The sequence below is a fragment of the Telmatobacter sp. DSM 110680 genome, from assembly GCF_039994875.1.
In the GTDB taxonomy this organism is placed as follows: Bacteria; Acidobacteriota; Terriglobia; order Terriglobales; family Acidobacteriaceae; genus Telmatobacter.
In genome coordinates, this window is record NZ_CP121196.1 from 4,606,085 (window position 1) to 4,630,807 (window position 24,723).

General features: G+C 56.6%; 23 protein-coding genes and 1 tRNA gene. 9 read left to right on the forward strand and 15 right to left on the reverse strand.

What is annotated here, in order from left to right; translation table 11 throughout:
- Positions 1-38: 38 nt before the first annotated feature.
- Positions 39-737 (reverse strand): response regulator transcription factor, encoded by a 699-nt coding sequence (locus tag P8935_RS18980; protein ID WP_348261877.1) that lies wholly within the window; start codon positions 735-737, stop codon positions 39-41.
- Positions 738-952: 215 nt separating this feature from the next.
- Positions 953-2,200 (reverse strand): hypothetical protein, encoded by a 1,248-nt coding sequence (locus P8935_RS18985; RefSeq protein WP_348261878.1) that lies wholly within the window; start codon positions 2,198-2,200, stop codon positions 953-955.
- A 159-nt stretch (positions 2,201-2,359) separates the two neighbouring features.
- On the opposite strand from P8935_RS18985, the gene P8935_RS18990 reads away from it, so the two are divergent.
- Positions 2,360-3,085: an aquaporin gene (locus tag P8935_RS18990; protein ID WP_348261879.1), complete on the forward strand. Its 726-nt coding sequence runs from the start codon at positions 2,360-2,362 to the stop codon at positions 3,083-3,085.
- A 25-nt stretch (positions 3,086-3,110) separates the two neighbouring features.
- On the opposite strand, the gene P8935_RS18995 is transcribed toward P8935_RS18990, so the two are convergent.
- The 6 genes from P8935_RS18995 to P8935_RS19020 all read right to left on the reverse strand — a co-directional run bounded on the left by P8935_RS18995 (position 3,111) and on the right by P8935_RS19020 (position 9,011).
- Positions 3,111-4,460: a TROVE domain-containing protein gene (locus P8935_RS18995; RefSeq protein WP_348261880.1), complete on the reverse strand. Its 1,350-nt coding sequence runs from the start codon at positions 4,458-4,460 to the stop codon at positions 3,111-3,113.
- Positions 4,461-4,538: 78 nt separating this feature from the next.
- Positions 4,539-4,609: transfer RNA gene (locus P8935_RS19000), tRNA-OTHER, on the reverse strand.
- Between the two features lie 31 nt (positions 4,610-4,640).
- Positions 4,641-4,973 (reverse strand): hypothetical protein, encoded by a 333-nt coding sequence (locus P8935_RS19005; protein ID WP_348261881.1) that lies wholly within the window; start codon positions 4,971-4,973, stop codon positions 4,641-4,643.
- Between the two features lie 960 nt (positions 4,974-5,933).
- Positions 5,934-6,680 carry a methyltransferase domain-containing protein gene (locus P8935_RS19010; RefSeq protein WP_348261882.1) on the reverse strand — a complete coding sequence of 249 codons (747 nt, stop codon included), beginning with the start codon at positions 6,678-6,680 and terminating at the stop codon, positions 5,934-5,936.
- 111 nt (positions 6,681-6,791) lie between these two features.
- Positions 6,792-7,529 carry a bacillithiol biosynthesis deacetylase BshB1 gene (gene bshB1 / locus P8935_RS19015; protein WP_348261883.1) on the reverse strand — a complete coding sequence of 246 codons (738 nt, stop codon included), beginning with the start codon at positions 7,527-7,529 and terminating at the stop codon, positions 6,792-6,794.
- 6 nt (positions 7,530-7,535) lie between these two features.
- Positions 7,536-9,011 carry a hypothetical protein gene (locus P8935_RS19020; protein ID WP_348261884.1) on the reverse strand — a complete coding sequence of 492 codons (1,476 nt, stop codon included), beginning with the start codon at positions 9,009-9,011 and terminating at the stop codon, positions 7,536-7,538.
- A 293-nt stretch (positions 9,012-9,304) separates the two neighbouring features.
- Here P8935_RS19020 and P8935_RS19025 point away from each other — a divergent pair, with 293 nt between their 5' ends.
- Entirely contained in the window at positions 9,305-11,179 is a 1,875-nt protein-coding gene (locus P8935_RS19025; protein ID WP_348261885.1) for a bifunctional homocysteine S-methyltransferase/methylenetetrahydrofolate reductase, read from the forward strand.
- 150 nt (positions 11,180-11,329) lie between these two features.
- Here P8935_RS19025 and P8935_RS19030 read toward each other — a convergent pair whose 3' ends face one another.
- Positions 11,330-11,905 carry a hypothetical protein gene (locus P8935_RS19030; protein ID WP_348261886.1) on the reverse strand — a complete coding sequence of 192 codons (576 nt, stop codon included), beginning with the start codon at positions 11,903-11,905 and terminating at the stop codon, positions 11,330-11,332.
- 70 nt (positions 11,906-11,975) lie between these two features.
- On the opposite strand from P8935_RS19030, the gene P8935_RS19035 reads away from it, so the two are divergent.
- Entirely contained in the window at positions 11,976-12,197 is a 222-nt protein-coding gene (locus tag P8935_RS19035) for an exodeoxyribonuclease VII small subunit (protein WP_348261887.1), read from the forward strand.
- Positions 12,198-12,206: 9 nt separating this feature from the next.
- Here P8935_RS19035 and P8935_RS19040 read toward each other — a convergent pair whose 3' ends face one another.
- Genes P8935_RS19040 through lpxD form a run of 3 tightly spaced genes read right to left on the reverse strand, consistent with a single transcriptional unit; the run spans position 12,207 to position 14,272 of the window.
- Positions 12,207-12,791, reverse strand: a complete 585-nt coding sequence (locus P8935_RS19040) for a hypothetical protein (RefSeq protein ID WP_348261888.1) — start codon at positions 12,789-12,791, stop codon at positions 12,207-12,209.
- A gap of 50 nt (positions 12,792-12,841) precedes the next feature.
- A complete protein-coding gene (locus tag P8935_RS19045; RefSeq protein WP_348261889.1) occupies positions 12,842-13,213 on the reverse strand; it encodes a VOC family protein in 372 nt (123 codons plus the stop codon).
- An 18-nt stretch (positions 13,214-13,231) separates the two neighbouring features.
- The gene (gene lpxD, locus P8935_RS19050) at positions 13,232-14,272 is read right to left on the reverse strand and encodes a UDP-3-O-(3-hydroxymyristoyl)glucosamine N-acyltransferase (RefSeq protein ID WP_348261890.1); all 1,041 of its coding nucleotides are present in this window, start codon (positions 14,270-14,272) and stop codon (positions 13,232-13,234) included.
- Positions 14,273-14,395: 123 nt separating this feature from the next.
- Between lpxD and P8935_RS19055 the strand changes: the two genes are divergently transcribed.
- Positions 14,396-15,454, forward strand: coding sequence for a YCF48-related protein (locus P8935_RS19055; RefSeq protein ID WP_348261891.1), 1,059 nt, complete (start codon positions 14,396-14,398; stop codon positions 15,452-15,454).
- Positions 15,455-15,916: 462 nt separating this feature from the next.
- On the opposite strand, the gene P8935_RS19060 is transcribed toward P8935_RS19055, so the two are convergent.
- Positions 15,917-17,881: a winged helix-turn-helix domain-containing protein gene (locus tag P8935_RS19060; protein ID WP_348261892.1), complete on the reverse strand. Its 1,965-nt coding sequence runs from the start codon at positions 17,879-17,881 to the stop codon at positions 15,917-15,919.
- A 202-nt stretch (positions 17,882-18,083) separates the two neighbouring features.
- Here P8935_RS19060 and P8935_RS19065 point away from each other — a divergent pair, with 202 nt between their 5' ends.
- Together P8935_RS19065 and P8935_RS19070 are read left to right on the forward strand one after the other, a co-directional pair.
- Positions 18,084-18,632 (forward strand): hypothetical protein, encoded by a 549-nt coding sequence (locus tag P8935_RS19065; protein WP_348261893.1) that lies wholly within the window; start codon positions 18,084-18,086, stop codon positions 18,630-18,632.
- An 81-nt stretch (positions 18,633-18,713) separates the two neighbouring features.
- A complete protein-coding gene (locus tag P8935_RS19070; RefSeq protein WP_348261894.1) occupies positions 18,714-18,989 on the forward strand; it encodes a DUF4242 domain-containing protein in 276 nt (91 codons plus the stop codon).
- A 235-nt stretch (positions 18,990-19,224) separates the two neighbouring features.
- On the opposite strand, the gene P8935_RS19075 is transcribed toward P8935_RS19070, so the two are convergent.
- Complete coding sequence (locus P8935_RS19075; protein ID WP_348261895.1) at positions 19,225-20,160, reverse strand: VWA domain-containing protein; 936 nt, start codon at positions 20,158-20,160, stop codon at positions 19,225-19,227.
- Positions 20,144-20,866 (reverse strand): molybdenum cofactor biosynthesis protein MoaE, encoded by a 723-nt coding sequence (locus tag P8935_RS19080; protein ID WP_348261896.1) that lies wholly within the window; start codon positions 20,864-20,866, stop codon positions 20,144-20,146. The genes P8935_RS19075 and P8935_RS19080 overlap by 17 nt, the downstream gene beginning before the upstream one ends.
- 238 nt (positions 20,867-21,104) lie before the next feature.
- On the opposite strand from P8935_RS19080, the gene P8935_RS19085 reads away from it, so the two are divergent.
- The 3 genes from P8935_RS19085 to P8935_RS19095 all read left to right on the forward strand — a co-directional run bounded on the left by P8935_RS19085 (position 21,105) and on the right by P8935_RS19095 (position 24,656).
- On the forward strand, positions 21,105-22,661 hold the full coding sequence (locus P8935_RS19085; protein ID WP_348261897.1) for a PAS domain S-box protein: 1,557 nt from the start codon (positions 21,105-21,107) through the stop codon (positions 22,659-22,661).
- Between the two features lie 158 nt (positions 22,662-22,819).
- The gene (locus P8935_RS19090; protein WP_348261898.1) at positions 22,820-23,692 is read left to right on the forward strand and encodes an ATP-grasp domain-containing protein; all 873 of its coding nucleotides are present in this window, start codon (positions 22,820-22,822) and stop codon (positions 23,690-23,692) included.
- Between the two features lie 52 nt (positions 23,693-23,744).
- On the forward strand, positions 23,745-24,656 hold the full coding sequence (locus P8935_RS19095; RefSeq protein ID WP_348261899.1) for a dienelactone hydrolase family protein: 912 nt from the start codon (positions 23,745-23,747) through the stop codon (positions 24,654-24,656).
- The last annotated feature ends 67 nt before the right edge of the window (positions 24,657-24,723 follow it).

Genomic DNA, 24,723 nt, shown 5'->3' on the forward strand with positions numbered 1-24,723 from the left:
CAGGGCCTGCTCACGCTGAGGTTCCGGGCATGCGGTTTTCACTCCCCTTTGGGAATCTCAAACCGGTAACCAGCTCCCCGCACGGTTTTTAGATACCGTGGATTCTCAGGGTCGACCTCGATTTTCTCACGGATGCGACGCACGTATACATCGACCGACCGGGGAGTGACAAAGCGCGCGTCTCCCCAGACCGAGTCCAACAGGTGATCGCGGCTATACACGCGTCCTGGATGACGCGCGAGGTAGTCGAGCAGACGGAACTCTGTTGCAGTGGTCGTCGTAAGTTCGCCGCGAACCTTCAACTGCATGGCATTCGCGTCGATGATTACCTCTTCAAAGCTAATGACGGACGGCGTGGTCGGACGCTCGAAACGCCGCAACACCGCTTTCACGCGCGCTACCAACTCGCGAGTCGCAAATGGCTTGGTGATGTAGTCGTCGGCACCCAGTTCCAGGCCAAGAACGCGATCGTTCTCGCCGGCGCGCGCGGTAAGAAAAATGATGGGAATGGTCGAAAGAGCTGCGTGGGATCTGAGCCTGCGGCAAACATCAAGACCGTCTCCGCCGGGAACCATGATGTCGAGTAGGAAAAGTGCTGGAGGCTGACGCTCAGCATCCGGAATCACATTGCTGGGGGTGTGGTAAATCCTGGGTGTAAAGCCTGCGGCCTCAAGATGATGCTGTACGAGCCGCGCAATGTCGGTGTCGTCTTCCAGTACAAATACGGTTTGGCTCAACCGGGATGCCTTTCGCCGGCGGCCGTTAAGTTTCCCGGGCCCCTTGCAACATGTCCGCGTCGCGCGGGCCGAGAATGCGGAGGCCGCTCCGGAATTGTTTACAGATTAATTCAGCGAGGCAAACAAATTGCAAACGTTTGATGAATTTGGCGAATTACGACAAAGTTCTGAATGTCCGGCGACGCTGGGCGCGGAGTTGCAATGTGAATGCCAGGTTAATTTGAAGACCGGACAGCTCTGTAGATAAGGTACTTATCGCCGACCTTCTTATGAAAGAACAACTCGCTTCCGTCCAGCGAGAGGCTGGGCGCCTCCACAAAGCCCTTCAACGTGCCAAGCACTTGTGGCTCGCCGAACGGATCGCTCAGCGACGATCTTCTTGCGACCACGATCCTGACCTTTGCACCGATCCCTGTCGCTCCTGGTTCGGACTGGCTGGCACGTGTGAAGTACAGCTCAAGCCCATTGGCTGAAATCGCCGGCGCATACGCTAGCGGGCCGGTGTTGATGTTCTTCATGATCTCCGCGCTGTCAGGCACAACGGCAAACGCTCCACCATCGATTCGCGCCACCATAAGCTCTGACTTCTTGGGAGCAGAGGCGCCGGGAACGATCACGGCTCGCGAGATGTAAAGTGTCTGACCGTCCGGACTGATGCTAGCATCCATATTCACGTTGAGCGGCAAAGTGGGACTGATGTTGCCCGCCACTGGATGAACATCTCTCACTTCCCGGCCGTCAAAATGCCCGGCGTATATCGAGTTCATTGTGCGGTCATATTCGCGCAACGTCGTGAAGTAGAAGTTTCCTGCCGCATCCATACTCGGCACAGCGTCGAGCGATGGCGAATTAACTCCGGGAATTTCTCCGAGATATTGAAAGTGGTTTGTGCCTGTCCGGCGTGCAAAATGCAAGTTGGTGTTTACGTTCGGATCGTTCTCGTTGTTGAAGAAGAGAAACTGCCCGTCCGGCGAGATGAACGGTTCCATGGCGCTGCCGTCGTAACCAGCGATCACTACCAGTTGCGGATCGACATACAATCGGCATTCCTTTTCCTGGCTTTGAAAAACAGGCAGCGACGAGACATCCGCGCCGTGAGGCTTCGAACGGTCTTGAGCCAATAGGTTCAACGCCCGATCGAGAAGACCTTCGGCCCTGCGCGCGTCTCCGGAATCGAGTGCCGGCCTGACCTGGGCGAGCATTGCGAGAATCGCAGAAACGTCGCCACCGTGCATCGCCACGTCTTTAACTTCCGCTTCGGCTTGGGCGGCTTTGCGCTGGATTCGATCGCTCGTCCGCTGAGAAGCAATCAGAAAAATACCCGCGCCAAGAGAGCCAGCAACGGTCAGCGACACGAGGATTACCTTGAAGGCGCGCATGTTCAGCGGTTCCATTCCCGCCATTATCAGCCACACGGGATCAAAGATTCCCTTCGACTTCGACAATCGCGCTTGACTGCTCATACTGGCCTCTGCCAAACTCGCACCTCATAAAGCACCGATACTTTCAAACTCACCCAGTCCTCCCTCACCCGGTGCTGCTCCTCATTTTTTTTGAGGAGTCAACGAAAGAACCCTGATGGCTGCGCAAGTTCCCCAGCCACCAATAACCAGGAGGAACCTATGAAAAAATATGTTGCTGAATTGGTTGGCACGTTCATCCTTGTGTTCTTCGGCTGCGGCACTGCCGTAGTCGCGGGCGACAAGGTGGGCATCGTCGGCATAGCTTTTGCCTTTGGATTCGCACTAATCGGCGCAGCTTACGGCATCGGCCCCATCTCGGGCTGCCACATTAATCCTGCCGTCAGTCTCGGTGTCTGGTCAGCGGGACGCATGAAGACAGGCGATATGATCGGCTATTGGATCGGGCAGTTCTGCGGAGCGATTCTCGGCGCCGGCGTTTTGTCGCTGATCATCCGCGGTGTCGGTGGTGGCTATGACATCAGCACCAACGGCCTGGGTCAGAACGGCTGGGGGGCGGGCTATCAAGGCGGCTATAACATCACTTCGGCCATCGTCTTCGAATTTGTGGCCACTCTGATCTTCGTTGTGGTGATCTTGGGCTCAACTCAAAAAGCAGCGCCTGGAGGATTTGCCGGACTCGCCATCGGCATTACCCTTGTTGCGATCCATATATGCGGCATCCATGTCACCGGCGTAAGCGTCAATCCCGCACGTAGCTTCGGACCTGCGCTACTGGTCGGTGGAAAGGCAATATCCCAGGTGTGGCTGTTCCTTGTGGTGCCCAGCGTGGCAGGCGTAGTTGGCGGACTGCTCTTCCGGCTTGGAGCGCTCGAAGCCAGCCAGCAGGCGGAGACTAAAGAAAAGCGGGAAGTCGTCAGCGCATAAGCGACTCCCCGCTCTTGTTGAAGATTTACACTCGCGGAACATCCGTTGACTCGAGCTCGGCAATGAACTCAACCACGGCCTCGCTCCAGCCATCGACATGCATCCATGCTCCGTAACCCACGCCGTTGCGGTTGGAGGCTACGTTGATTACGTAGCCACGACCGCGAGGCGCTGGCACCTGATCGTGCGACTGCTCGTCGGTGATCACCACCATACGGTCGTATCCCTTCCGCACGTCCGCCTCGACCTGCGCAATCGCCTTACCCAGGTAAGTCCCGCCGTGCGGCTGGCTCTGGTCCAGCGCGTCGCGCAACGCCATTCCGCGACGCGCTGGAACCAGCTTCGCCTCGTTCGAGAAGGTGTAGACCGTTACCTTCTCCCCGATTTCGCGAAGCAGGATCGCGACTCCATAAGCCGCATCAGTGCGGCGCATCTCGGAGCGATGCGAGATCGGCGCCTCCATCGATCCGGAGACGTCAACCAGCAACACGGTGTGACCCGGCAAAGTGCGAGCACGTCCGTCAAGCGCACGAAACATCGCAGCCTCAAGCGGCTGCTCCCACTGCGGAGCAACCCGCGCCGCAGCGAGAAAACGAAACGGCAAGACGCGGTCCGTCTTCATCGCCGCGAGCGCCCCGAGCACCAGTTGCTCGCTAACGTCAGCGTTCTGCATGTTGCGCAGGTTGCGCAGCAACGCCAAGGCGCCAAGCTTACGCTCAGAGAGCAGACGCTCCCACACTTCGCGCTTGCCATCGCCATCACGTCCGGTTGCCGACAACGCAACCTCCCACGTGTCCGGCGTAGCCAGCTGGTTCTCTGCCAGGCGCTTCCACAAAGTAGCCTGCGACTCATCCAACGGACGCGCGTGCGAGAGAAACAATACGTCGCGCAGACGCACCACGCCCGCTCGATCGTACTTGGCCAATGCGTACTCATCGAACTTGCAGAAGGCAGCAGCCAAGCCCTTCTTAACCTGCGCCGACAGCGGCTGACGCCCTTCCGCCCAGTAGATCGTGACGAACTCAGAGAGTTCGTCGGCACGCTGGATCACTCGCGACAAGGTCTCCGCCACTAGGCCGCGATGCGTCGCGAGGCGCGCCATTTCGCGCACCAGCAACAGCGGCGCATGACGCAGCTTCATACGCTCTCGCGCCTCGATGGCCAGCTCAGCCACTTTCTCCGCGGCTACCTGCGGCACTAGCTCGCGAATGCGCCCAGCAATCTGCACGCCATCCTCGTAAAACTCTCCCTCCCACAACATGCAGGAAAGAATCGAGCGACGCAAAGCCTGCTCTGGCGTAACCGCCACAGCGGGTGCTCCTTCGTGCGTGCGCAAACGCGGACGCAAGTAACGCTTTGTAATGTTCAGGCGCATGGTGCGCCTCCTTTCAATGCGAACAAAGAATAAACCTCTGCCGGGGAAAAATCGGGTGCGGTCTTTACACCAGGCTCTCGCCCGGCGGCAGGAATCGAACCTGCGACTCCGCTCTCTCGAGCGGTCTTCTACCACTGAAGTATCCGTACCCTGCGCCACCGGCAGTTCACTTCTCACGTATCAAATAGCTCGCGCTGCTTCATCCTCATCGTCGTCATCTTGCGCGGGTTGAATCGTTGTTACTGCATAGAAACCGCGCGTCTTTGCTGAAACTCTCACAGGATCGACGGAAATCGCCAGCTTCTCCATCTCGTCCCAGGTTGGCTTGCGCTTGTCGCTGAACTCGCTGCAATCGAACACAGTGAATGGAACCGCGATATTCGGGCTGGTGTTCATGCAGATCACCAGGAGATCCGACTCGCGGTATCCCGCGACCACTTGCCCCCAATTGCAGCTTTTGCAAAGGTGCACACTGCCCACCGGAGTTCCGTTTTTTACATTCAACTTGCCCATGACAATTTCGTTTCTATCCGGACGCACCGGAGGTTAGTTAGCCGGGGAACAATCAACAACGGAATTGCTCTGCCACTGAGCTACATGGGCGTAAAAAGCCCACGGCAGGATTTGAACCCGCGACCCATTGATGGAACCGTTGCCTACACCACCGGCCAGGTGGATGTTATGGCGCAGCCTGAAAGAATGCGCCAGAGTTACAGTTAACCGGGGAACAAGCGGTTGCGGCACATGAGGTGCTCTATCCAACTGAGCTACCGGAAATTACTTCCCGGGCGGGACTCGAACCCGCGACCACCCGCTTCACAGGCGAAGTATCCGCGACCTACACCACCGGTTATCTCATTCGCTTCTTACTTCAAACATCACGCCGGGGAACCCGCGAAAAGAGTACGGACTCGGCGCCTCTTGCTCACGGAACCTTGTGCATCGGGACTACGCCCCCGCTCCACGAACTGAGCACTACCGGCAGGCTCTCTAACCTGCACGTCCTTCTTTGGTAGAGAAGTAACTCTTCTCTTTCACCACCGGCGCTTCTTACCCGCAATAAGTCAACCTTCGAGCACACCTATCCTGAGTGCGCACAACTAACCATTGCGGCGACAAAACAAACTTTGCCCGAGGGAACAACCAAAGACAGATTTGTTTTCGGTGTCGACGAAGTATCTGTCTTCTTCGCCACTCGGGCTTTCACTTAGATTTCTGGAATGAGCGCAGGATAAGGACGCCAGAGGCGTTTATTGAAAATTGACGAAGTGCGCCCGGCGACCGATCAAGCTCTTATCGAGCCATCCCAGCCTAAGCATCGAATTGGGTGTGATGCAATTCATCGGGCGTTTCTCCTACGCAGTTAGTACTTTGCCATAAGTTGTTTTGAAAAGCAAGCATTGTCGATTAGTTTCTTTCTAAATATATCTAATCCCACCTTTACTTACTCGTCGTTTCGTCAAGTAGTTTCGATCATGCTCTGGCAATAAATCGCAACCGCACGTAATCTGCAATCCAATTTCCCTCTTCGTCCTGCAATACCGGGGCAAGCAGTTCCGATGTTTCGCTGATAACCGCTTCACGCACATTCTGCGGCAACCCCTCGAGGACCCCGCGGCGAAACGTGCGCAACCACTCCACCATTCCGCTCTCCGCAAGTTTTGTAGGACGTGGAATTATCTCGATTTTATCTACACTGAAACCGTGATCCTTCAACTGCTTTGTGTAGCTTGATGCCGTCGGATAATAGTTGACGCCGTCTTCGCGATCGCCGAATCCGTGGCGCGAAAGTACAGCCATCAGCGCTACCCGAATCGCAGCGATATTCCCGTGGCCCCCCATCTCAGCCACAAAACGCCCGCCTGGCTTAAGTACGCGATGCACCTGCGCCATCATTGCACCCTGATCGCGTACCCAGTGCAGTGCTGCATTTGAAAAAACTGCATCAAATGTTGCGTCGTGAAACGGAAGTCTCTCGGCGACTGCCTGCTCCGCTTCCACTCCTCGCTCACGCGCTGCCGCAACCATATCCGCTGACGCATCCACTCCCAGCACATGCGCGCCGGTCGCTATGACTCGTTGGGTTAGTTGTCCGTCGCCGCAGCCTAGATCAAGGATGTACTCGCCTATCTGCGCGTTCAACCATTCAAGCACGTCACCAGCGAGACCGTGCACGAATGCGCCGTTCTGCGCGTAGGCCTGCGGATCCCAAGTCTGCATTATCAGCAACCTCCAAGCCCAGTTTCATCGAGGTTTAGCCTATAACGCAAAGTTATTTTGTTTTGAGTTGGGATAAAAAACACTTATGCACATATTTAGCTGAGCAAAGCTTTAAATTGTCTGCACTGGCAGAAGCGTGAGATCGTCGACCAGCCCAACTTCTTTTTGCACGAACGGCTCGCCATATTTCACACCTGCCAGCAAGCCATAATGCCGCGCCTCTGCATACGTCCGTTCTCGAATCTCTTCTTCCGGGACAAAGAGCGCGCTGCCTGCAACCTGATTTGCGTACTGAGATTTGTATGCCATCAACGCGGCATGCCGCTGCTCGATAAACGGCGTGATGTCGACAATGAAACTGGGACGCACATCGGCATACAGGCTGGCGTAAACAATTTTGAATGGACGGTAAGGAGCTGATCCGGTTTCGACTTTTGCGAGTCCCGATAGGAAGCAAGCCTCGTAACCCAGCGAAGCCACGATGGCATGGTCTGGATGGCGAGCCTGCCAATATGGCAGAATCACCACACGAGGCCGAATCTCGCGAAGTACGCGCACGATCTTGATGCGGTTTTCGAAAGTGTTTTCGATGGCGCCGTCAGGAAGATCCAGGGCCCGCCGCCAACTCACACCAAGCAGATTTGCAGCCTCGTCGGCTTCTCGGGCGCGGTCTTCGGCGGTTCCGCGCGTTCCCGCCTCGCCCCTGGTCAGGTCAAGAATTGCGGTACGCAGCCCGCGCGCGGCCATTCGCAAAAGTGTTCCGCCGCAAGTTTGTTCCACATCGTCGCGATGAGCAGCGATCGCCAGCACATCTGCAGGCTGACGATCGGCTTCTTCAATCAGAGGCATGATGGGCTAGTAGACGGTATTGTCGCCGTCGGTGTGGGCGTCCATGTATGCCACGTCTGACGCGACTCCGGTAACGCTCACATACTGGTTGTTGATTGACGAGCCATCGGTCGTATGGAAGATGTACACTTGGCCGCCTTGCGCTACGTACACCTTATGTAGTCCGGTTACTCCAGCAATGCCGGTCAGGTCGCCCAGGTAGGGCTCAAGCATCGTGACGGAGTTGCTGCTTGTGTTGTACATCGTCAAGCAGCCGTAGGGCATTCCCTTGGCGTAGCGCTCTCCATTGTTGCACTTTGTCATGCCGATCCACAGGGTATTGTCGTCGGCTAGAAGCAGGCGGCTGGGCGCGCCCGGTGCACCATCGCTGATAGAAACGGGACTCGATGCCGAAAGCATGCCGGACGCGGTCGGGGCCAAATTAACGACAGTGAGATTGCCGGTAAAGAGGCCATCCGGTTGCAGTTGCTGGCCCGCCACGTACATGATGCTTGTCGAAACCAGCGCATTGCTTGATCCGCCTGGGATTGCCAAAGTGCAGGAGGTTGCATTCGGCGTGGTGGCACAGTTGCTGTGCAACGCGTTGTTCGTTGGAAATTTGCCGGAGCCCTGACCGGTGAGGTAGATCAGCGGGGCCGTCGGGAATACTGAAACCGAAGAAGTCGAGCCGCCGCATTCCGCCCCGCAGTTCAACACGTACGCAGTGTTGCCGTCTGCTGAAAATACGGCCTTAACTGGACGGTCGAAGACAAGAGGTGCGCCGTAGGGTGTTCCGGTAGCATCCGTGTTGTCGGGGCTCTGCATCTGGTAGAGGCACCAGCCCGGACCATTCTGCGGCTCGCAATCTACGGCAGCTTTGGGCCATGTGCTCGAACCACCAGAATAGGCAAGAGTCTGACTCGCAGTCAGCTTTCGCGCGTAGTAAGCGTAGTTGGAGTTCTGCACAAAAGCCACTGCGGCCGAGCCACCGGGATTGACGCTGACCCGATAGACGCCGGGCAAACTCAATGCGTATGTACCTCCGCTTGTGTTGTCGATTACGGTAAGCACGGTCGACTGCTGGCTGGCAGCAAAAATGTAGCTGCCGTTGCGCGTGATAAAGACACTTGAAGACAGGCCATTCAGACCTTTTTGAGCGCCGCTGTCCGACTCCTTTTGATAGTTGACTACATGCAGTGAACCGTCCCCTGCGCCATAAATCGCTCCAAGTTGCTCTTCAGGCATGTTCTGAATGGTGACCGGCAACTGCCCGGAGTACCCCGAAATGCTGAAGCCTCCAACCTTCTGGTTGTAGCTGAAACGAATATCGTAAAAGGCGTCGACGAAGGTAAGAGCGCCCGTCGAAGCGATACTCGGGTTCTGGATGCTGATAAGAACGCGATTGGTGAGGCCGCTGGGGGGTAGCGTTCTACCCGCAAAATAGGTCGTGGTACCGCATCCCGCAAGCACGATTGCCGCTACCAAGGCACCTGCGGCACTCAAGCAAAGACTTCTTTTCTTCAAAATCGCTTCCCTCGAAACCGGCGCGGACAGGCCGCGAATGATTGCACGGCTGTAGCCGCAACATGGACAAAATGAATGGCGATTGCCGCATACCCGGGCCTCAAAATTGACTCATCCTGGACCGGTTCTGCATAGCTTTTGACTCTCGAAGTATAACAAAGCAACCCGCTCGTTCGAGTTAATGCGTCCGGGGCGCATTCGAGCCCGCGCAAGTCACCGTTCACCTCACAATCCAATACATCCCAGAAGCCATGCGATAGCATTGAGGGTGAATGGCTCAGTTCGCCGATATATTTTCCAACCGTCCCGTGCTTGCCGATGGCGCCATGGGTACGGTGCTCTATGCCCGCGGGATCTTCATCAACCGTTGCTACGATGAACTGAACCTGTCTGACCCCAGCCTTATCCTCTCAGTTCATGAGGAATATCTGCAGGCGGGCGCCGAGATTCTTGAAACCAACACGTTTGGCGCCAACAAATTCCGCCTCACGCGCCATGGCCTCGCCTCGAAGGTTGCCGAGATCAATGCCGCCGGCGTCAAGCTTGCCCGGCAGGCAGTCGAACACCTGAAGGAAAAGCAGGCTGGCACCGCGTATGTCGCCGGGTCCATTGGGCCGTTGGGCGTGCGGCTTGAGCCGCTGGGCAAGACAGGTCTTGACGAGGCACGCGCCGCCTTTGCCGAACAGATTCGCGCATTAGCCGATGCCGGGGTTGACCTTCTCATCATCGAAACTATGCCTGCACTCAACGAGGCACGGGAAGCCCTGCTGGCTGCTGAAGAGACAGCACCTCACTTGCCGGTGCTCGTCATGGTCACGGTTGACGACGAGAGCAACTGCCTGGACGGTTCATCGCCACAACAGGCCGCTGCCCTGCTCACGGAATGGGGCGCCGGAGCCATTGGTGTCAATTGCTCCACCGGACCCTCCACAGTTCTTACGGCCATCGAGGCCATGCGCAGCGCCACATCGTTGCCGCTAGCCGCCATGCCCAATGCCGGCATGCCTCGCGCAATCGAGGGCCGCAATATCTATCTCTGCTCGCCGGAATACATGGCCAGCTTTGCGCGCAAGGCCATTGCGGCCGGGGCGCAGATTGTCGGCGGATGCTGCGGCACCACGCCCAACCACATTCGCGCCATGCGCTCGGCGATGCGCGCCATCGACGCCCAGGCCCGTGTTAAGGATGGCGACAAGCACGCAGAGATTTCCACTGAAACACCGCCTTCACCGCTGGGCCAGCGTTCGCGCATCGGTTCGCTGATCGAACAGGGCAGCTTTGTCACGCTGGTTGAAATCGTTCCCCCCAAAGGCATTAATTGCAGCAAGGAAATCGAAGGCGCACAGCTGCTCGCTCAACTGGGCGTCCACGCCATCAACGTGCCCGACTCTCCACGCGCCTCCGCACGCATGAGTGCGCAGAGCCTCAGCATTCAGATTCAGCAGCACACCGGTATCGAGACCATCCTTCACTACACCTGTCGCGACCGCAACGTGCTCAGCATCCAGTCTGACCTGCTGGGCGCTTCTTCGATCGGGCTGCGCAATATTCTCTGCCTTACCGGCGATCCGCCCAAGCTGGGCAACTACCCTGACGCAACCGCGGTATTCGACGTGGATGCTATCGGCCTTGTAAACATTGTGCGCCGGCTCAATCATGGCCTTGACATCGGCGCAAACTCCATCGGCGCCAGCACCAACTTCACCATCGGTGTTGCCGCCAATCCAGGCGTGCCCGACATTGAGCACGAACTTCGTCGCTTTTACTACAAAGTGGAAGCGGGAGCCGAGTACGCCATTACGCAACCGGTTTTTGACCTACGCCTGCTTGAAGAATTCCTCAACCGCATTGAAGGTCACCGCATTCCGGTCATCGCAGGCATCTGGCCGCTCACCAGTCTGCGCAACGCCGAGTTCATGAAGAACGATCTGCGCGTCTCCATGCCCGAAGAAATCATGCTGCGCATGGCCCAGGCCAACACACCGGATGCCGCCCGCAAGGAAGGTATCCTCATCGCGCAGGAGATGCTGGAAGCTGTGCGACCGATGGTGCAGGGCGTCCAGGTAAGCGCTCCGTTCGGCAGATATACCGCAGCCGCGGAAGTGATCGCCAGCGTACTGCCGGAAGCTTCACAACTCTCATCCTGAGGACGAAGCAAATCTGAGCCACGAGCCCCGTGTCTCACGGATGCATAAACAGCGCGATCACTGCTGGCGCGGCGAATATCATGAATTACAAAATCCACCGAGACTGCCAAGCGCGCATTTCCGCGAGTGAAGCATCGGTGGAGGGTGTATTCACTGAACGCCCGGAACAATCTTGCCTTCGGTGTTGGTCGCACTGCCTATTGCAACATAGGACTTGCCATCGAAGCGGAAGTAGTTCAATACAGCCTCATCGGCACCCATGTGCCACCCAAGCACAATGTCACGATAGCCATGGCTCGCGGATGCCTGGATTGCATACAGCCAGCCATTGAACCCGCGCTGGGGCGATGCCATTAGAATCGGCACGCCGCCCTTGAACCGAATCAGCCACATGGCACCATTCGAACCTTGGCCGCCGCGTGCGCATCCTTCACCGGCCTGCGCCAGCAGAACCTTGTGTTCTGGCGCAAGAGGTATGGCCTGAAAAGTTAGCCCTTTGATCATCTCGTCGCGGTCGTTTCCCTCGCATTCCCAGATGTCCTTCTTGTCCACCCGGCGCAACAGTGCGGCGATCGCTTTGAGTTGGGTATCGCTCGGTGTAACAGACGGTAACTGGGGCAAATCGATCTGCGGATTTACCTGATTCCATATCTCCGGCGATTGCGCAACTGCGCTCATCCCAGCAAACATCAGCATTGCAAGCATCCATCCGCGCATCGATCCCATCCTCGGCAGACTTATTTCCGATTGGCGAGTTTCCAGTCTTACAATAGTGCAGGAAGCACCAAAATCCACCATGCCATCTTTCGAAGAATCGCTGAAGAAACTCGAAACCATCGTCGACCAGTTGGAGAAGGGCGATTTGAGCCTCGAAGACTCGATTAAGCTCTTTGAGGAAGGTGTAGGCCTTTCCGCCGCTTGCAAAAAAGAACTCGATGAGGCCGAGGGCAAGGTGCAGATTCTGATGAAGCAGCGCGATGGCTCATTCAAGACCGCGCCCTTTCCTGCCGATAAATAGTCCGCAAATTCAAAAAGGGTCATCAACGATGCACAGGCGCGATCGCATCCAGGTCACCATTGCGTCGGAAAGTTGATCGAGCGATTTTAGATTGAAGCACTGAATACCAGCACGCAGATCTGTTGAATCAACTGGCAATCCATCAAAGGTCACCAGTGCATCCGCTTTGTTCAACAACCGCAAATAGCTTGGCTTGCTTTCCTCCGATCGACCCACGACCGCGACGCAAAGATCGACGGGAAGCACATCGATAATCCGGTTGGACTCGAATATGATGTTGCGATCTTCTTGTGTCGCAGCGTGAATCTCGTCGATAGGAACTTCTGGTCCATGTCGAGTGACCAGCAATGCGCGGCGGGCGCCGGCGGCTAGATAGCGAGACGTATCGGTGGCCTGCCCGGATGTGGTTTCCTCCCAGACAATTGCTCCAGTGGATTCTTGCTGTGAGCTGGATGCGGAAAGCCGTGGCTCATAACTATGGCCAGTGATCTTTACAGCCGTCCATTCACGGTCACGAAGCTCGGAGATGATCGCGCAGACCAGCGAGGTTTTGCCGATGTCTTTGGTACTGCCGCCAACGACTACGATTGCCACGCGAGTCTCATCTGCATTACTTCAAATTGCTCCCATGGCTGGAAATTTAGTTATGCGATGAAGCGCAGGCAATTCCTGTCCGCATCTTTCACATACATCTCGCGGCTGCCCCACGTCTGGTTGACTGGCGGCGTATCGATAGGTACGTGCCTCGCAGTGAACTCTCCATAGAGTTCGTCAACGTCGTTCACAATCAAGTTTGCCACTCCGCCTGCGACGCCATCGCCGCTGAACGAGGAAAGATGAATCCACACACCATTGCGGGTGATGCCCATGTAGCATGGATCGTCGCTTACACCTTCAGGGCGATGTTGAAATTCAAGCTGGAATCCGAGGCCGTGGCAGTAGAACTCGACAGCCGCAGCCGCATTCGAAACATGCAACAGTGGGATCGCGCGTCGGATCATGCATGCCCCCCTCACGTTTTCGCAGACGTCATTTCAGCTCGACTGAGGCGTTTGATCTTTCCTTCCGGGTCTTGCCTCATTCGTCAATCTTGTCAGGAGCGCCTGTTCGCGCAGTACCTGCTTCAACGGACGCGCCGGCGTTCCGAACATCACGGTGCCGGGCCTGTGTCCTTCATTGGTGATGGTTTTACCACTGAACACCCCGGCCTGGCCGCCGAGAATGACTCCTGGACCAACGTTGACATGGTCGCCGATGCCGACTTGACCGGCAAGGACAGCGCCGTTGCCGATCGTGCTTGAACCGGAGATCCCGGTCAGGGCTACGAGGATCACATGCTCGCCCACGTCGCAGTTGTGGCCGACGTGCACCAGGTTGTCGATCTTTGTGCCCCGCCGGATGCGCGTCTCCTCCAGTGCTCCGCGGTCGATGGTGGAGTTAGCCCCGATCTCCACATCGTCTTCGATGGTGAGGGTGCCCTGCTGCGGAAACTGTGTGTAGGCGCCGCTCACGGAGTCGCGTACATAGCCAAAACCGTCGCCGCCCAGTACTGCGCCTGCCTGCACAATCACGCGATCGCCGATCGTAGTGCCGGGATAGATCACGACGCGCGGGAAGATGTGACAATGCATCCCGATGGTTACGTTCTCGCCGATTACCACTCCAGCGCCAATGATGGTTCTGTCGCCGATCCGCGCATGCGTCCCGATGACGGCGCATGGCCCTACCAGCACGCCCGGGTCGACCTTCGCATCTGGAGCCACCACGGCCGAATGAGCAATGGTGGCAACGTGGGTGTGCTTCTTGACGAGCTGCGCGGCTTTGGCAAACCACAGTTTCGGTTGCTCTGACTCGATGATGCACTTGCCGCGCGGATATTGGCCGACCGCACCGGGCTTGAGCACGACTACGCCTGCGTTGCCCTGGAACGCCGCGGAAACCGACGCATCGGAGTCAGCAAACGCCAGGTCGAAGGCTCCGGCTTTCTCGCACGAGTTCACGCCGTCGACCATCCACTCAGGATCGCCCTGCACTATGCTTCCGCCGAGTTCTTCTACCAGCTCTTGCAAAGTCATTGGGTTTCTCCATTGGAAGAGTAACGCGGACGGTTAGCCGCGCCATCCCCTATTGGTTATGTAACCACGCCGGACACGCATGTGAGTTGCCCGAAGGTACGAGTGTGACGGACACTGATTCTCATGCGAACAGTGGTCATGCTTCTGGCGATTCTCGCGGTGACACCGGTTCACGGGCAATGGACGCTTGAAACGTCAAACACCACTGCCGATCTGCGCGGCATTCACTCGATCGGCAACGGAATCGCTTGGGCTTCAGGAACCAATGGCACGGTGCTGCGGACCGAAGATGGTGGATACGTGTGGCAATCGTGCACCGTTCCGCCCGGCGCGGAGAAGCTGGATTTTCGCGGGATCCAGGCGTTCGATGCGAATACAGCGATTGTGATGTCCAGTGGCAAAGGCGACCTGTCGCGGTTGTACAAGACTACGGACGGTTGCCATTCGTGGAATCTGATTTTTACCAATCCGGACAAGGATGGATTCTGGGATGCGATCGTCCTTAATCGCTTCGACAAGGACGGTGAGCTTCTGGGTGATCCGGTTTCGGGAAAATTTGCGTTGTGGGAGACAGAAGACAAGGGGATGACGTGGGAGCGAGTGCAGGCGAAAGGCCTCGATGCGGGAACAGACGAAGGTGCGTTTGCTGCAAGCAATTCTTCACTCCTGCTAGATGAGAGCTTTGGGACAGGTTTTGTTACCGGTGGACCTGTCGGCGCGCGCATTTTTTATAGCGAAGACACGAGTATGAGAGGAATGTTCTCTGTCCAGCATCTGCCGTTAAGCGGCGGTTCTCCGGCCTCAGGCGCTTTTTCTATCGAGAATCGAGAGTGGTGCTGCTGGGTGGCTGTTGGAGGTGACTACACCAAACCCAATCTGCAAAATCTAACGGCAGCCTTTACTCATGACGGCGGCAAAAGCTGGACCGCCGCCAAAACTCAACCCCAAGGCTACCGCTCTGCCGTTGCCTATGAGTCGGCCAGCAAAACCTGGGTAACCGTCGGACCCAACGGCACCGACATTTCTTCGGACGACGGGAAGAACTGGCGTGCGCTGCGGCCGGATGCGGCGCGGCATGAGGCTGCGGATGCGGACCGGAACTGGAACGCGCTTTCCCTTCCTTTTGTTGTCGGTCCGCATGGACGAATTGGAAAGCTGAATGACGTGGCACTGAAGCACTGAGGAATCGATGTCTCAGGTTCGTTTCCTCACCGGCAAGCTGCAATGAACCTGTGTACACAGTGGTGTGCAAATCCTGAGTTCTTCCAAAATTTGATTGGAGCACCTTCATCAGCAAATGCACCTTTTAATGTGCAGTTTTCGGCCCTGATTTCACCTTCATGTGATTGATGTATATAGATTTATATCAACAAAAGCGAAGATAAAGAGAAACTACATAAGGGGGAGGGGGGTACCCCGTTTGAGATCTATCGGAGTGCTCGATTTAGGGGAATCTGGAGTACGGGATTTTGCTCATGACTGGATTGTGCGCCAACGACGGGTAATTCTCTGCAAAGTGCGGAGAAATATCTTGCGAGCGTTTTCAGCAGGTTGAGGGAGACCGGATGCGCGAAGGGATTGCCATTCCGGCGCGGTACTCCTCGGCGTCTCGCGATCTACTTCCGGCTGATCGGCGGGACAGAATTACTGCGGAATTCCCACGCGATGGGCAAGATCCTGGAATCGGGGATCGGAATGCAGACTGTCAAAAACTAAGTCGGACTTCAGGGATTGAGGCAGATTCAAAGACTTCTCTGAATTTGCCTTTTCCAGGAATTCTAAGGCTTTGTCGTTTTCACCGAGGCTGGCATAGATTCCTGCCATCGTTAAGGGCGAATCGGCGGTTCCTTTTAACTTGCGCTCCAAATCGCGAAGGATCTGTTCCCCCTCAGCTTTCTTACCGACTGCGGAATAGGCGTGTGCCAGCGCCACGGAGCCCTTAGGATCGTCGGACATCTCGACTACTTTCTTGTACTCAGAAATCGCCTCCTGAAGTTTGCCCGTACCTTCATAGCCGACACCGAGATTGTAGTGAAGGAACCATTGGTTGGGGTCCAGAAGCAGCGCTCTGTTGCTCGCGTTAATCAAGCTGGGGTAATCCCGCAGCAAATAAAAAACTCCGACTTCGGAATCCGCCGAACCGACACCGGCGTCCAATTGATCGATTTTTGCGAGTTCGGCGAGGGCTTCGTCCCGCCGGTCAAAAAGGGCGAGGAAACCGGCGCGAGACTCATGCGCGCAACTGTAGCTCGGCGCCAAGGCGATGGCGCGATTGTATTCGCGATCGGCGGCCTCCCAATCCCATTCAAATTCCGACTTCAGCACGCCAAGCGTGTCGTGTGCTTCGCCGACGCCGTCATCCAGTTCCACTGCCTTGGCTAACAGCTTCTTGGCAGACTGATAGGCCTCATCCTTTGGCAAAACTCCTGTGAACGCTAAATAGAGGTAGGTATTCGCAAGTCCCGCGTAAGCCTGGGCGAAATTCGGATCCTTTTGAATCGACTCTTCGAAGTACTGACGCCCCTTCTTAAGCGAATCGGGTTTCGTGAACCCATTGTCAAAGTAAAATCGCCCCTTGAGATAGGCGTCGTAGGACGCCGGGTTCACTACGTGTGCCTCGCGAAGCCGAGCCTGCTGGGTTGTGCTGAGTTTTGCACGAACCTCCTGCGCGATCGCCTGGGCAACATCCCGCTGGAGATTCAGTATTCCGTTCAGGGGACGTTCATACTCTTCGCCCCACAAGTGACGATCGGCAGGGCCGTCCAGAAGCTGAACTGTTACGCGCACGTTGTTGTTTTCCCGGATGACCGACCCCTCGAGGATGGCATCCACGCCGAGTTCGCTTGCAATCTGCGGCAGATGCTTGCGGGTGCCCCTGTACTCCATGACAGAGGTGTGGGAGATGACGCGCAAGGAATCGATCCGGGAAAGCTCGGTGATCAGTTCTTCGGTCATTCCGTCGGCGAAGAAATCCTGCGCCGGATCGCCGGAGAGATTCTGCAACGGAATCACTGCAATGGAGTGAATGGATTGGGTCGCGCCTTTGCCGTAGAAGTGTTGCCAGGCAAACCAGGCACCGAGGGCGATGGCACAACAGGAGATGATCGCGATCCACAACGGAAATCGTCGGCGTGCCGGTGTGATGGATGCGGGCGGCAGATCGGGTTGATTACTGGTTGGTTCGACAAGGGGGCGCGCCGGTGCGGAGTCTGTATGGGATGGCTGAGGCTTTGCGACCAGTTGGAGGGGCGCGGGCATGTGGCCTGCGTCGGATACTGGAGCGATAAACCGGTAGCCTCTTCCGCTGAGGGTTTCGACATAGCGTGGCTGTTGGGGATCGTCCTTCAACGCCTGGCGGATCTTACGGACAGCACCGTTGATGCTGTTGTCAGTATCGACAAAAACATCTTTGCCCCAGATTTTTTCCGCTATCTCTTCGCGCGTAACGAGTTGGCCCTTTTGTTCAATCAGGATGACAAGAACTTGCAGGGGCAGGCGTTCCAGCTTGAGGGCACGGCCGCCATGGCGAAGCTCGAAGGAACGCAGATCGACCTCAAAGTCTTTTCCGAACTTGATCGATTCCTGTGTTCCAGCCGGGCTTGATCCCACGCGAACCCCCTCGTCGGGTGGACAGATTCTACACCGTTCGCGGTTTTCGTGGTTATCTTCGTGAGGCTCTGGGGCTTGAAAAAACAGAAAAAAATAAGAGGTTCGACAGGTGCGCGCTATTGAGAGAGAACGAGCCCAGGAGCATGATTCGCTAGTCGCGACCATCGGTTGCGCAAATCGCAGTTGTCGAAGGAGATCCCCAATGAGAATGAACTTCGTGTGGCGTATTGCAACACCCCTATTCGCTTCTCTTGCTCTTGGCTTTACAACGGGCGCGAATGCACAGGAAAAACCCCGTATCGTTCAAGTCGTGGCGCTTGACGAATGTGACCCGGCCACTTTCGATAGCGCTCTGGGACCGGATTTCTGCAAGAACGTCACTCTTGGCGCATCGACTGTGCTATCGGACTTGTTTGCCGGCGCAGCCAAAGGAGAGCCCGATCCGGGTTGGGACTTTGAGCCCGACTCAGCCGAGATAAGGGACGGCGCCGTTCTGAGTGTTGTCGACGAGGGCGGCGAACCGCATACGTTTACCGAAGTTGCGAAGTTTGGTGGCGGGTTTATCGACGGCCTCAATGCACCGGGGCAGGAGACGGTTCCCGAGTGTGTGGGCGGTTTCAAGAACATCGCCGTGGCCAGAACCCGCATCCTCCAGGGCAGCACGTTCCAGGTTACAAACCTTTCGAAAGGCGAACACCTGTTCCAGTGCTGCATCCATCCCTGGATGAAGTTCAAGGTCACGGTGAAGTGATCCTTTCAAACACGCGGAGGAAACGGTATCGCCGACTTTGCCGTTTAATCGCGCTGCCGAAAATAACATAGGGAGGCCAGAATGCCTAAGTACGTGATTGAGCGCGAAGTTCCGGGTGCGGGTGAATTGAATGCGCAGCAGCTGAAGGACATTTCGCAAACGTCCTGCAGCGTGCTGCGCAAGCTCGGGGTTGAGATTCAATGGATCCAGAGTTTTGTGACCGGGGACAAAATTTACTGCATCTATCGGTCTCCGAATGAGGAGATGATCCGGGAGCACGCGGAGCTGGGAGGGTTTCCGGCCAATGTGATCTCGGAGATATCGACGACGATCGATCCTACGACGGCGGAAGGCTAGCGGAATGCCGGGCCGAATGGCGCTTGGATTTGATCATTAGATGGAGAAAGGTACACAGGGTCGTGCTTTCCCACACGTGACGCAAAATGCGCGTCATGGATGGGGCACCCTGGGTTGTGGGGATTGAAGCGGAGGAGGAGCAACTGCAGGGGAGGAGCAACTGCAGGTTCCTCGGCTTCGCTCGGAATGATGTTTGAAACAGCTGATCGAGAGACGGCTTGGGTAAGAATCGGGGCTAGTCGCGGCTTTTCTGCGGGTCGGCGTAGTAGCCGGTTTTGTGGCGGATGTTGAAGGACTCAGTGGCGGCGCGAGGCACAGTGACCTGGATGTGGTGGAATTCTTTTCCGGGTTCCTGATTCCGGGGATAGTAGCCGATCAAGTATTGAGTTCGGAGGTCTGCGCTTACCTGTGCGAAAGCCTTGTCGAGTCCGCCGGCGTCAACGTAGAAGTGCTTTCCACCGGTGTCCTCTGAGAGCTGGATGAGCGCGTGCTCGCCACCGAGGTCGCGGCCGGCGCTGGCGGCGATGGGGACGTCGATGATGGAGTAGATCATGACTTCGTTGCGCAGGGCCTCTTCGATTGCTTCGTCGTAGGTGTAGCCCTTTACGGTATCTCCGCCGTCGGTAACCAGCACGAGAATCTTGCGGCCATCTCTCTTGCCGAGGGATTTTGACCCGAGGTAGATGGCGTCGTAGAGCGCGGTGCCACCTTCGCCGCGCATGTGTTCGAGGCCACGATCGATCTCAGTCTCCTTGTTTGTAAATCCGCGGGTCAGCTCGGACACAAAGGTATCGAATTCGAGCAGGCTCATCTGGTCCTGCGGGCGCAAAAGGGCATGCACAAACTTTTTGGCGGCCTGCTGTTCGATGGCGCGGTCTTTATATGTGCTGGAGCTGGTGTCGATGGCGAGGGTAAGGTTGAGCGGCATTTCTGACTGGCGCTCGAAATTGGCGATGGTCTGCGGACGGTTGTCTTCCGTGATTTTGAAGTCGTCCTTGCTGAGACCGCCGACGATCGCGCCCGACTTGTCGGTGACGTTGACGAAGATGTTGACCAGCTTGACGTCGAGGCGTAAGGGTTTGTCTTCCTGGGCGACGAGGCGGAAAGCGATACCGGCGAGGAGCGAGAAGCAGAGCGAGAGTATTGCGAGACGTTTACGAGGAAGGGCCATCGGCGCCCTCCACGGCGTAACCCGGGGGAAAGGGCTCACCATCGGCCCATACCGCTCCGTCAACAAAGGTTTCTTTCTTCCAGATGGGCACCGTTTTCTTGAGAGTATCGATGAGCCAGCGGCTGGCTTCGTAGGCCTGCGCGCGATGTGCTGAGGCCACGATGATCAGCACGCTGGTCTCGCCTACGTGCAATCGGCCGAGACGATGAACGATGGACACGTGACGAATGCCGAAGCGGGTGATGGCTTCGCGGGCCAGTTCGTTCATCTGCTTCGTGGCCATTTCTTCGTAGGCTTCGTAGTCGAGATAGAGGGTCCGGCGGCCGCGGGAGTTGTTGCGTACGATGCCATCAAAGACGACCACGGCTCCGTCTTCGCCTTGTTTGGCGGCGGTGACCAAGGCGTCGGCGGCGATGGGCTCGCGGGCGAGCCGAACAACTGTGGTCTGTCCAACGGAGTCGGCGCCCGAGCCACCCGAGACTGGAGGCAGCAGGCCGACTTCGTCGCTTTCATTCAGGACATGGGAGCGCTCGGCATACTCGGCGTTGACGCTGACGGCGATGCCAAGAGTCTCCACCATGGGGGCCTGAACGCCGAGACGGGCCAGCAGATCGGCGACCGTGGCTCCGACGGGAAGATCAAGCACGAAAGGGACAGAGCCGAGAGACTCTTTGAGGATGCCGAAAGAGAGAACGCGTACCTGCATGTTGGAGAAAGGATACCGCCTTAACCCTTAGACGCGGCTCCAGTGCATGGGTTGGGAAGAGTGTTTCAGATGGTGGTTACCTTTGCAGATAACGACGACTTTCTACAGAGATGGACGAGCTTTCTGTCAAAGCGGAGCACAAGGCGGGGACTACTGTTCCATATCACTCACTCTCTGCTGCCCCGATCATGTAAGGTACGGATGCACACTAATCGGACAGGATATGTCTCACGACATCATGAAGAACGCCCTTGCAGTTGATCCTCTTATCCAGGGTGATGACCTTTTTCGCGAATTGGCTGATGCCATTCCGCAACTGGTGTGGATGGCAGATCCTGAAGGAAATATTCTCTGGTACAACAAGCGCTGGTACGAATACACCGGCACTACCTTCGACGAAATGAAGGGATGGGGCTGGAAACGCCTTCACGATCCGGAATTCCTGCCGCAGGTTATCGAGCGCTGGAATCTGTCGCTGACCACGGGTGAACCTCTTGAAATGAAATTCCCTCTGCGTCGTGCTGACGGGGTTTTTCGGTTGTTTTTGACTCGCGTACTTCCTGTTCGCAACTCCGACGGGAAAGTGACGCGGTGGTTTGGGACGAATACAGACATCGATGCGGAAGAGAAGGTCCTGCAGGAACTGCAACAGAGCCGAGACCAGTTGCAGGTAGCGCTATCTGCTTCGCAGCGGCTTGCGGCAATCGTTGCTTCGACGGACGACGCAATTGTGAGCAAGGGCTTGGACGGCATCGTGACCAGTTGGAATGCGGGCGCGGAAAAGATGTTTGGGTACAGCGCAGAAACGATGATTGGTAGCCCGATTGCGACCATCATTCCGCCCGAGTTGATGGAAGACGAAGCGCGCTTTTTGAGAGTGATCGCGCAGGGCGGCCGCATCGAACATTTTGAAACATATCGCCGAACAAAGAGTGGTGAAACGATAGAGGTTTCACTTACGCTCTCACCGGTTCACGATGAGAGCGGCAAAGTGATTGGCGTCGCGAAGATTGCTCGTAACATCACGCAGCACAGGAAAGCGGAACGGGCGCTTCAAACCAACGACCGCCTGGCCTCAGTGGGCAGATTAGCCGCAACCATAGCGCATGAAATCAACAACCCGCTAGCTGCGGTGACCAACCTGGTCTTTCTTGCGAAGCTCAATTCCGCTGAAAGCAATACGCGGGATCTGCTCGGTCGAGCCGAAGAGGAACTGGGACGTGTAGCTCAATTGACGAAGCAGACGCTCGGCTTCTTCAGGACAACTAAGGGCGCTGTCTCTCAGTCGCTGGCTGAACTGGTGCAGCCGCTCGTTGGCCTGTATTCGTCGCGTGCGGGAAACAAGGACGTCAAGTTGAGTGTTGACATCAAGCAAGACCCGGCTGTTTATTGCGTGCCCAGCGAAATCCGCCAGGTGGTTGCGAACTTACTGAATAACAGCATCGATGCCGTAGAGGTGGGGGGTTCCGTCACGATTCGAATATCTGCCGCTCGACAGCGCAGCGGGGCGGGTAGCCCGGGAGCACGCCTCACCATTGCGGATTCGGGCCATGGAATTCCGGCCGCAATTCGGAAGCACCTGTTTGAGCCGTTCTTCACAACGAAGGACGATGTGGGCACGGGACTGGGCCTTTGGATATCGAAAACCATCGTCGAAAGGCACGGCGGAAGCATCCGCGTGAGAAGCAGGATCACACCCGGCAGCAGCGGGACGGTTTTCTCAATTTTTCTTCCGCTGAATGCGGCCGTCGAGGAATTCCCTCCAGAAGCGAGAACTCATCCAAAGCCAACCTGAAAGTAAGCGGCAGGCGACCGGGCCGAAGTTTATTGGCAGCAGCCGCTTCGAGACGCCTTGCTTAGGGAGGTTCCCCGGGGGCGCAGCGAACGAAAGTCGTATGGATTGTGCCCGTTTCAACTGCTACCGTGTCCGCATCTCAGATGGAGCGGAAGCCAGTGGCATTATTGTCTCTTGCCACAACAAACTTCACCGACCTGCGCGCCGAGATAGCTCTGCGCAGAAGATGGCTCTACGTCAAATTCGAGAAGCTCCTGGCATTGCTCTCGTCGGGAACGCGAAAGAGGATCCTGTTTTCCGGTAAGCCGGATTGGTTTGAAGAAATCAAGCATGGGTTTGACGGCTTGCCCTACCAGATTGAATTCGGGCCCATCTCCGAAGATAGCTTCCAACGTTACGAAATCGTGGTGCCATTAAGCTTATCCGCCATCGAAGAGGCCCGCCGGAATTGCCCGTTGCGGAAGCTGGCACTTCCCCTGCCCTCTAAGGAATCAGTCCGCCTTTGCGACGACAAGTATGAGTTCAATCAGGCGCTCGTCAAGTACGGATTTGGCCAATACATCCCGAAAGTGACACAGGGAGTGGGGCTGACAACCCCGTACATCCTTAAAAAGCGTGTTGGCTCCTGGGGGCAGGATTGTTACATCATCCACAACAGCGAGGACGAAGCGGCACAACTTGACCGCATCCGGGATCCCGATTATTTCTGTCAGGAAATTGTGCGGGGCCGCTCAGAGTTCGCGACTCACATTCTGTTTGTTGAGGGCAGGATCGTCACGGCTCTAAACATCGAGTATCAGTTTGCCAGCGAAATGCCGATCAAGGGACAAGAAAAAGAGCAGATCAAAGTCGTTCATCGTTGCCAATATCTTGACTTGTTCGCAAGCATGTTAAGAACGATTCAATTCGAAGGACTCTGTTGCGTAAATTACAAAGTGGCGAATGGGGAACCGTATCTGCTGGAGATCAACCCTCGCTTCGGTGGAAGCCTCGGTCCTTACTTCTTTTCTTTCCTTAGACACTTGCACTAGCAATTCGCAATGACCTTGCGAACTGGGGATTGGCACGGCTAGACTGCTTCGCATGACGCGACCGATTCCCCACGTTGCCAGACTCACCGCCGCAGCTTTGCTGGTTACGCTTGCTGCCGTCTCAACCCATGCGCAGGACTGGGCCAAGGCCCGGCTAGAAGCTTCTCCGCGACACCACGAGTATGTGACTCTGAAGCACGACAACCGGAGCGTGCAGGCTTTCGTTGTCTATCCCGAGGTTAAGAACAAGGCCACGGTGGTGGTGCTGATTCACGAGATCTTCGGGTTGAGCGACTGGGCCAAGGAGATGGCCGATGAGCTTGCCGGGAAGGGATTCATCGTGGTGGCTCCGGATCTGCTTTCGGGGATGGGTCCGAATGGCGGTGGGTCAAGCGCATTCCCTGACCGGGATTCGACAACCAAGGCTGTGTCGGGACTGGATGCGGGTCAGGTGACTGCGGATCTGGATGCGGCAGCGGATTATGGCAAGAAGATTCCGGCGGCGAACGGGAAAGTGGTCACAGTGGGATTCTGCTGGGGGGGCGGCAAATCGTTCGCCTTCGCTACGCACCGCAAGGATCTTTCGGCGGCGTTCGTGTTTTATGGGCCGGGACCGGCGGATGTTTCGTCGATTACCGCGCCTGTTTATGGCTTTTATGCCGGGAACGATGCGCGCATCGGGGCAACGGTGCCGGGTACGACGGAGGCGATGAAGGCGGCGGGAAAGAAATTTGAGTCGGTGACGTATGACGGTGCGGGGCATGGGTTCATGCGGGCGGGCGAAGATCCTACCGACACGGTGCCGGGGAATAAGACGGCGCGGGAACAGGGATTCGCGCGGCTCGTGAAGTTGATCAGCGAAGTAGGTGGTGCCCCTGCGGCGGGGACGCGGAAGGTGGTTGGGGCGCCGGGGAAGACGGAGTTGGCAGGTGTGAATTGCCACGACGGCAAGCCGATTTCGTGAGTTGAACTTCGATTGGTTTCGGGTTCCTCGACTCCAGTTGGTCGCTCGGAATGACAGTGCATTTGTT

What these genes read in the sequence shown, in the direction of transcription:
- P8935_RS18985 (WP_348261878.1), bottom strand. Translation starts at nt 2,200, where the DNA reads ATGAGCAGTCAAGCGCGATTGTCGAAGTCGAAGGGAATCTTTGATCCC.
- P8935_RS18990 (WP_348261879.1), top strand. Translation starts at nt 2,360, where the DNA reads ATGAAAAAATATGTTGCTGAATTGGTTGGCACGTTCATCCTTGTGTTC.
- P8935_RS18995 (WP_348261880.1), bottom strand. Translation starts at nt 4,460, where the DNA reads ATGCGCCTGAACATTACAAAGCGTTACTTGCGTCCGCGTTTGCGCACG.
- P8935_RS19005 (WP_348261881.1), bottom strand. Translation starts at nt 4,973, where the DNA reads ATGGGCAAGTTGAATGTAAAAAACGGAACTCCGGTGGGCAGTGTGCAC.
- P8935_RS19010 (WP_348261882.1), bottom strand. Translation starts at nt 6,680, where the DNA reads ATGCAGACTTGGGATCCGCAGGCCTACGCGCAGAACGGCGCATTCGTG.
- bshB1 (WP_348261883.1), bottom strand. Translation starts at nt 7,529, where the DNA reads ATGCCTCTGATTGAAGAAGCCGATCGTCAGCCTGCAGATGTGCTGGCG.
- P8935_RS19025 (WP_348261885.1), top strand. Translation starts at nt 9,305, where the DNA reads ATGGCTCAGTTCGCCGATATATTTTCCAACCGTCCCGTGCTTGCCGAT.
- P8935_RS19030 (WP_348261886.1), bottom strand. Translation starts at nt 11,905, where the DNA reads ATGGGATCGATGCGCGGATGGATGCTTGCAATGCTGATGTTTGCTGGG.
- P8935_RS19035 (WP_348261887.1), top strand. Translation starts at nt 11,976, where the DNA reads ATGCCATCTTTCGAAGAATCGCTGAAGAAACTCGAAACCATCGTCGAC.
- lpxD (WP_348261890.1), bottom strand. Translation starts at nt 14,272, where the DNA reads ATGACTTTGCAAGAGCTGGTAGAAGAACTCGGCGGAAGCATAGTGCAG.
- P8935_RS19055 (WP_348261891.1), top strand. Translation starts at nt 14,396, where the DNA reads ATGCGAACAGTGGTCATGCTTCTGGCGATTCTCGCGGTGACACCGGTT.
- P8935_RS19065 (WP_348261893.1), top strand. Translation starts at nt 18,084, where the DNA reads ATGAGAATGAACTTCGTGTGGCGTATTGCAACACCCCTATTCGCTTCT.
- P8935_RS19070 (WP_348261894.1), top strand. Translation starts at nt 18,714, where the DNA reads ATGCCTAAGTACGTGATTGAGCGCGAAGTTCCGGGTGCGGGTGAATTG.
- P8935_RS19075 (WP_348261895.1), bottom strand. Translation starts at nt 20,160, where the DNA reads ATGGCCCTTCCTCGTAAACGTCTCGCAATACTCTCGCTCTGCTTCTCG.
- P8935_RS19080 (WP_348261896.1), bottom strand. Translation starts at nt 20,866, where the DNA reads ATGCAGGTACGCGTTCTCTCTTTCGGCATCCTCAAAGAGTCTCTCGGC.
- P8935_RS19085 (WP_348261897.1), top strand. Translation starts at nt 21,105, where the DNA reads ATGAAGAACGCCCTTGCAGTTGATCCTCTTATCCAGGGTGATGACCTT.
- P8935_RS19095 (WP_348261899.1), top strand. Translation starts at nt 23,745, where the DNA reads ATGACGCGACCGATTCCCCACGTTGCCAGACTCACCGCCGCAGCTTTG.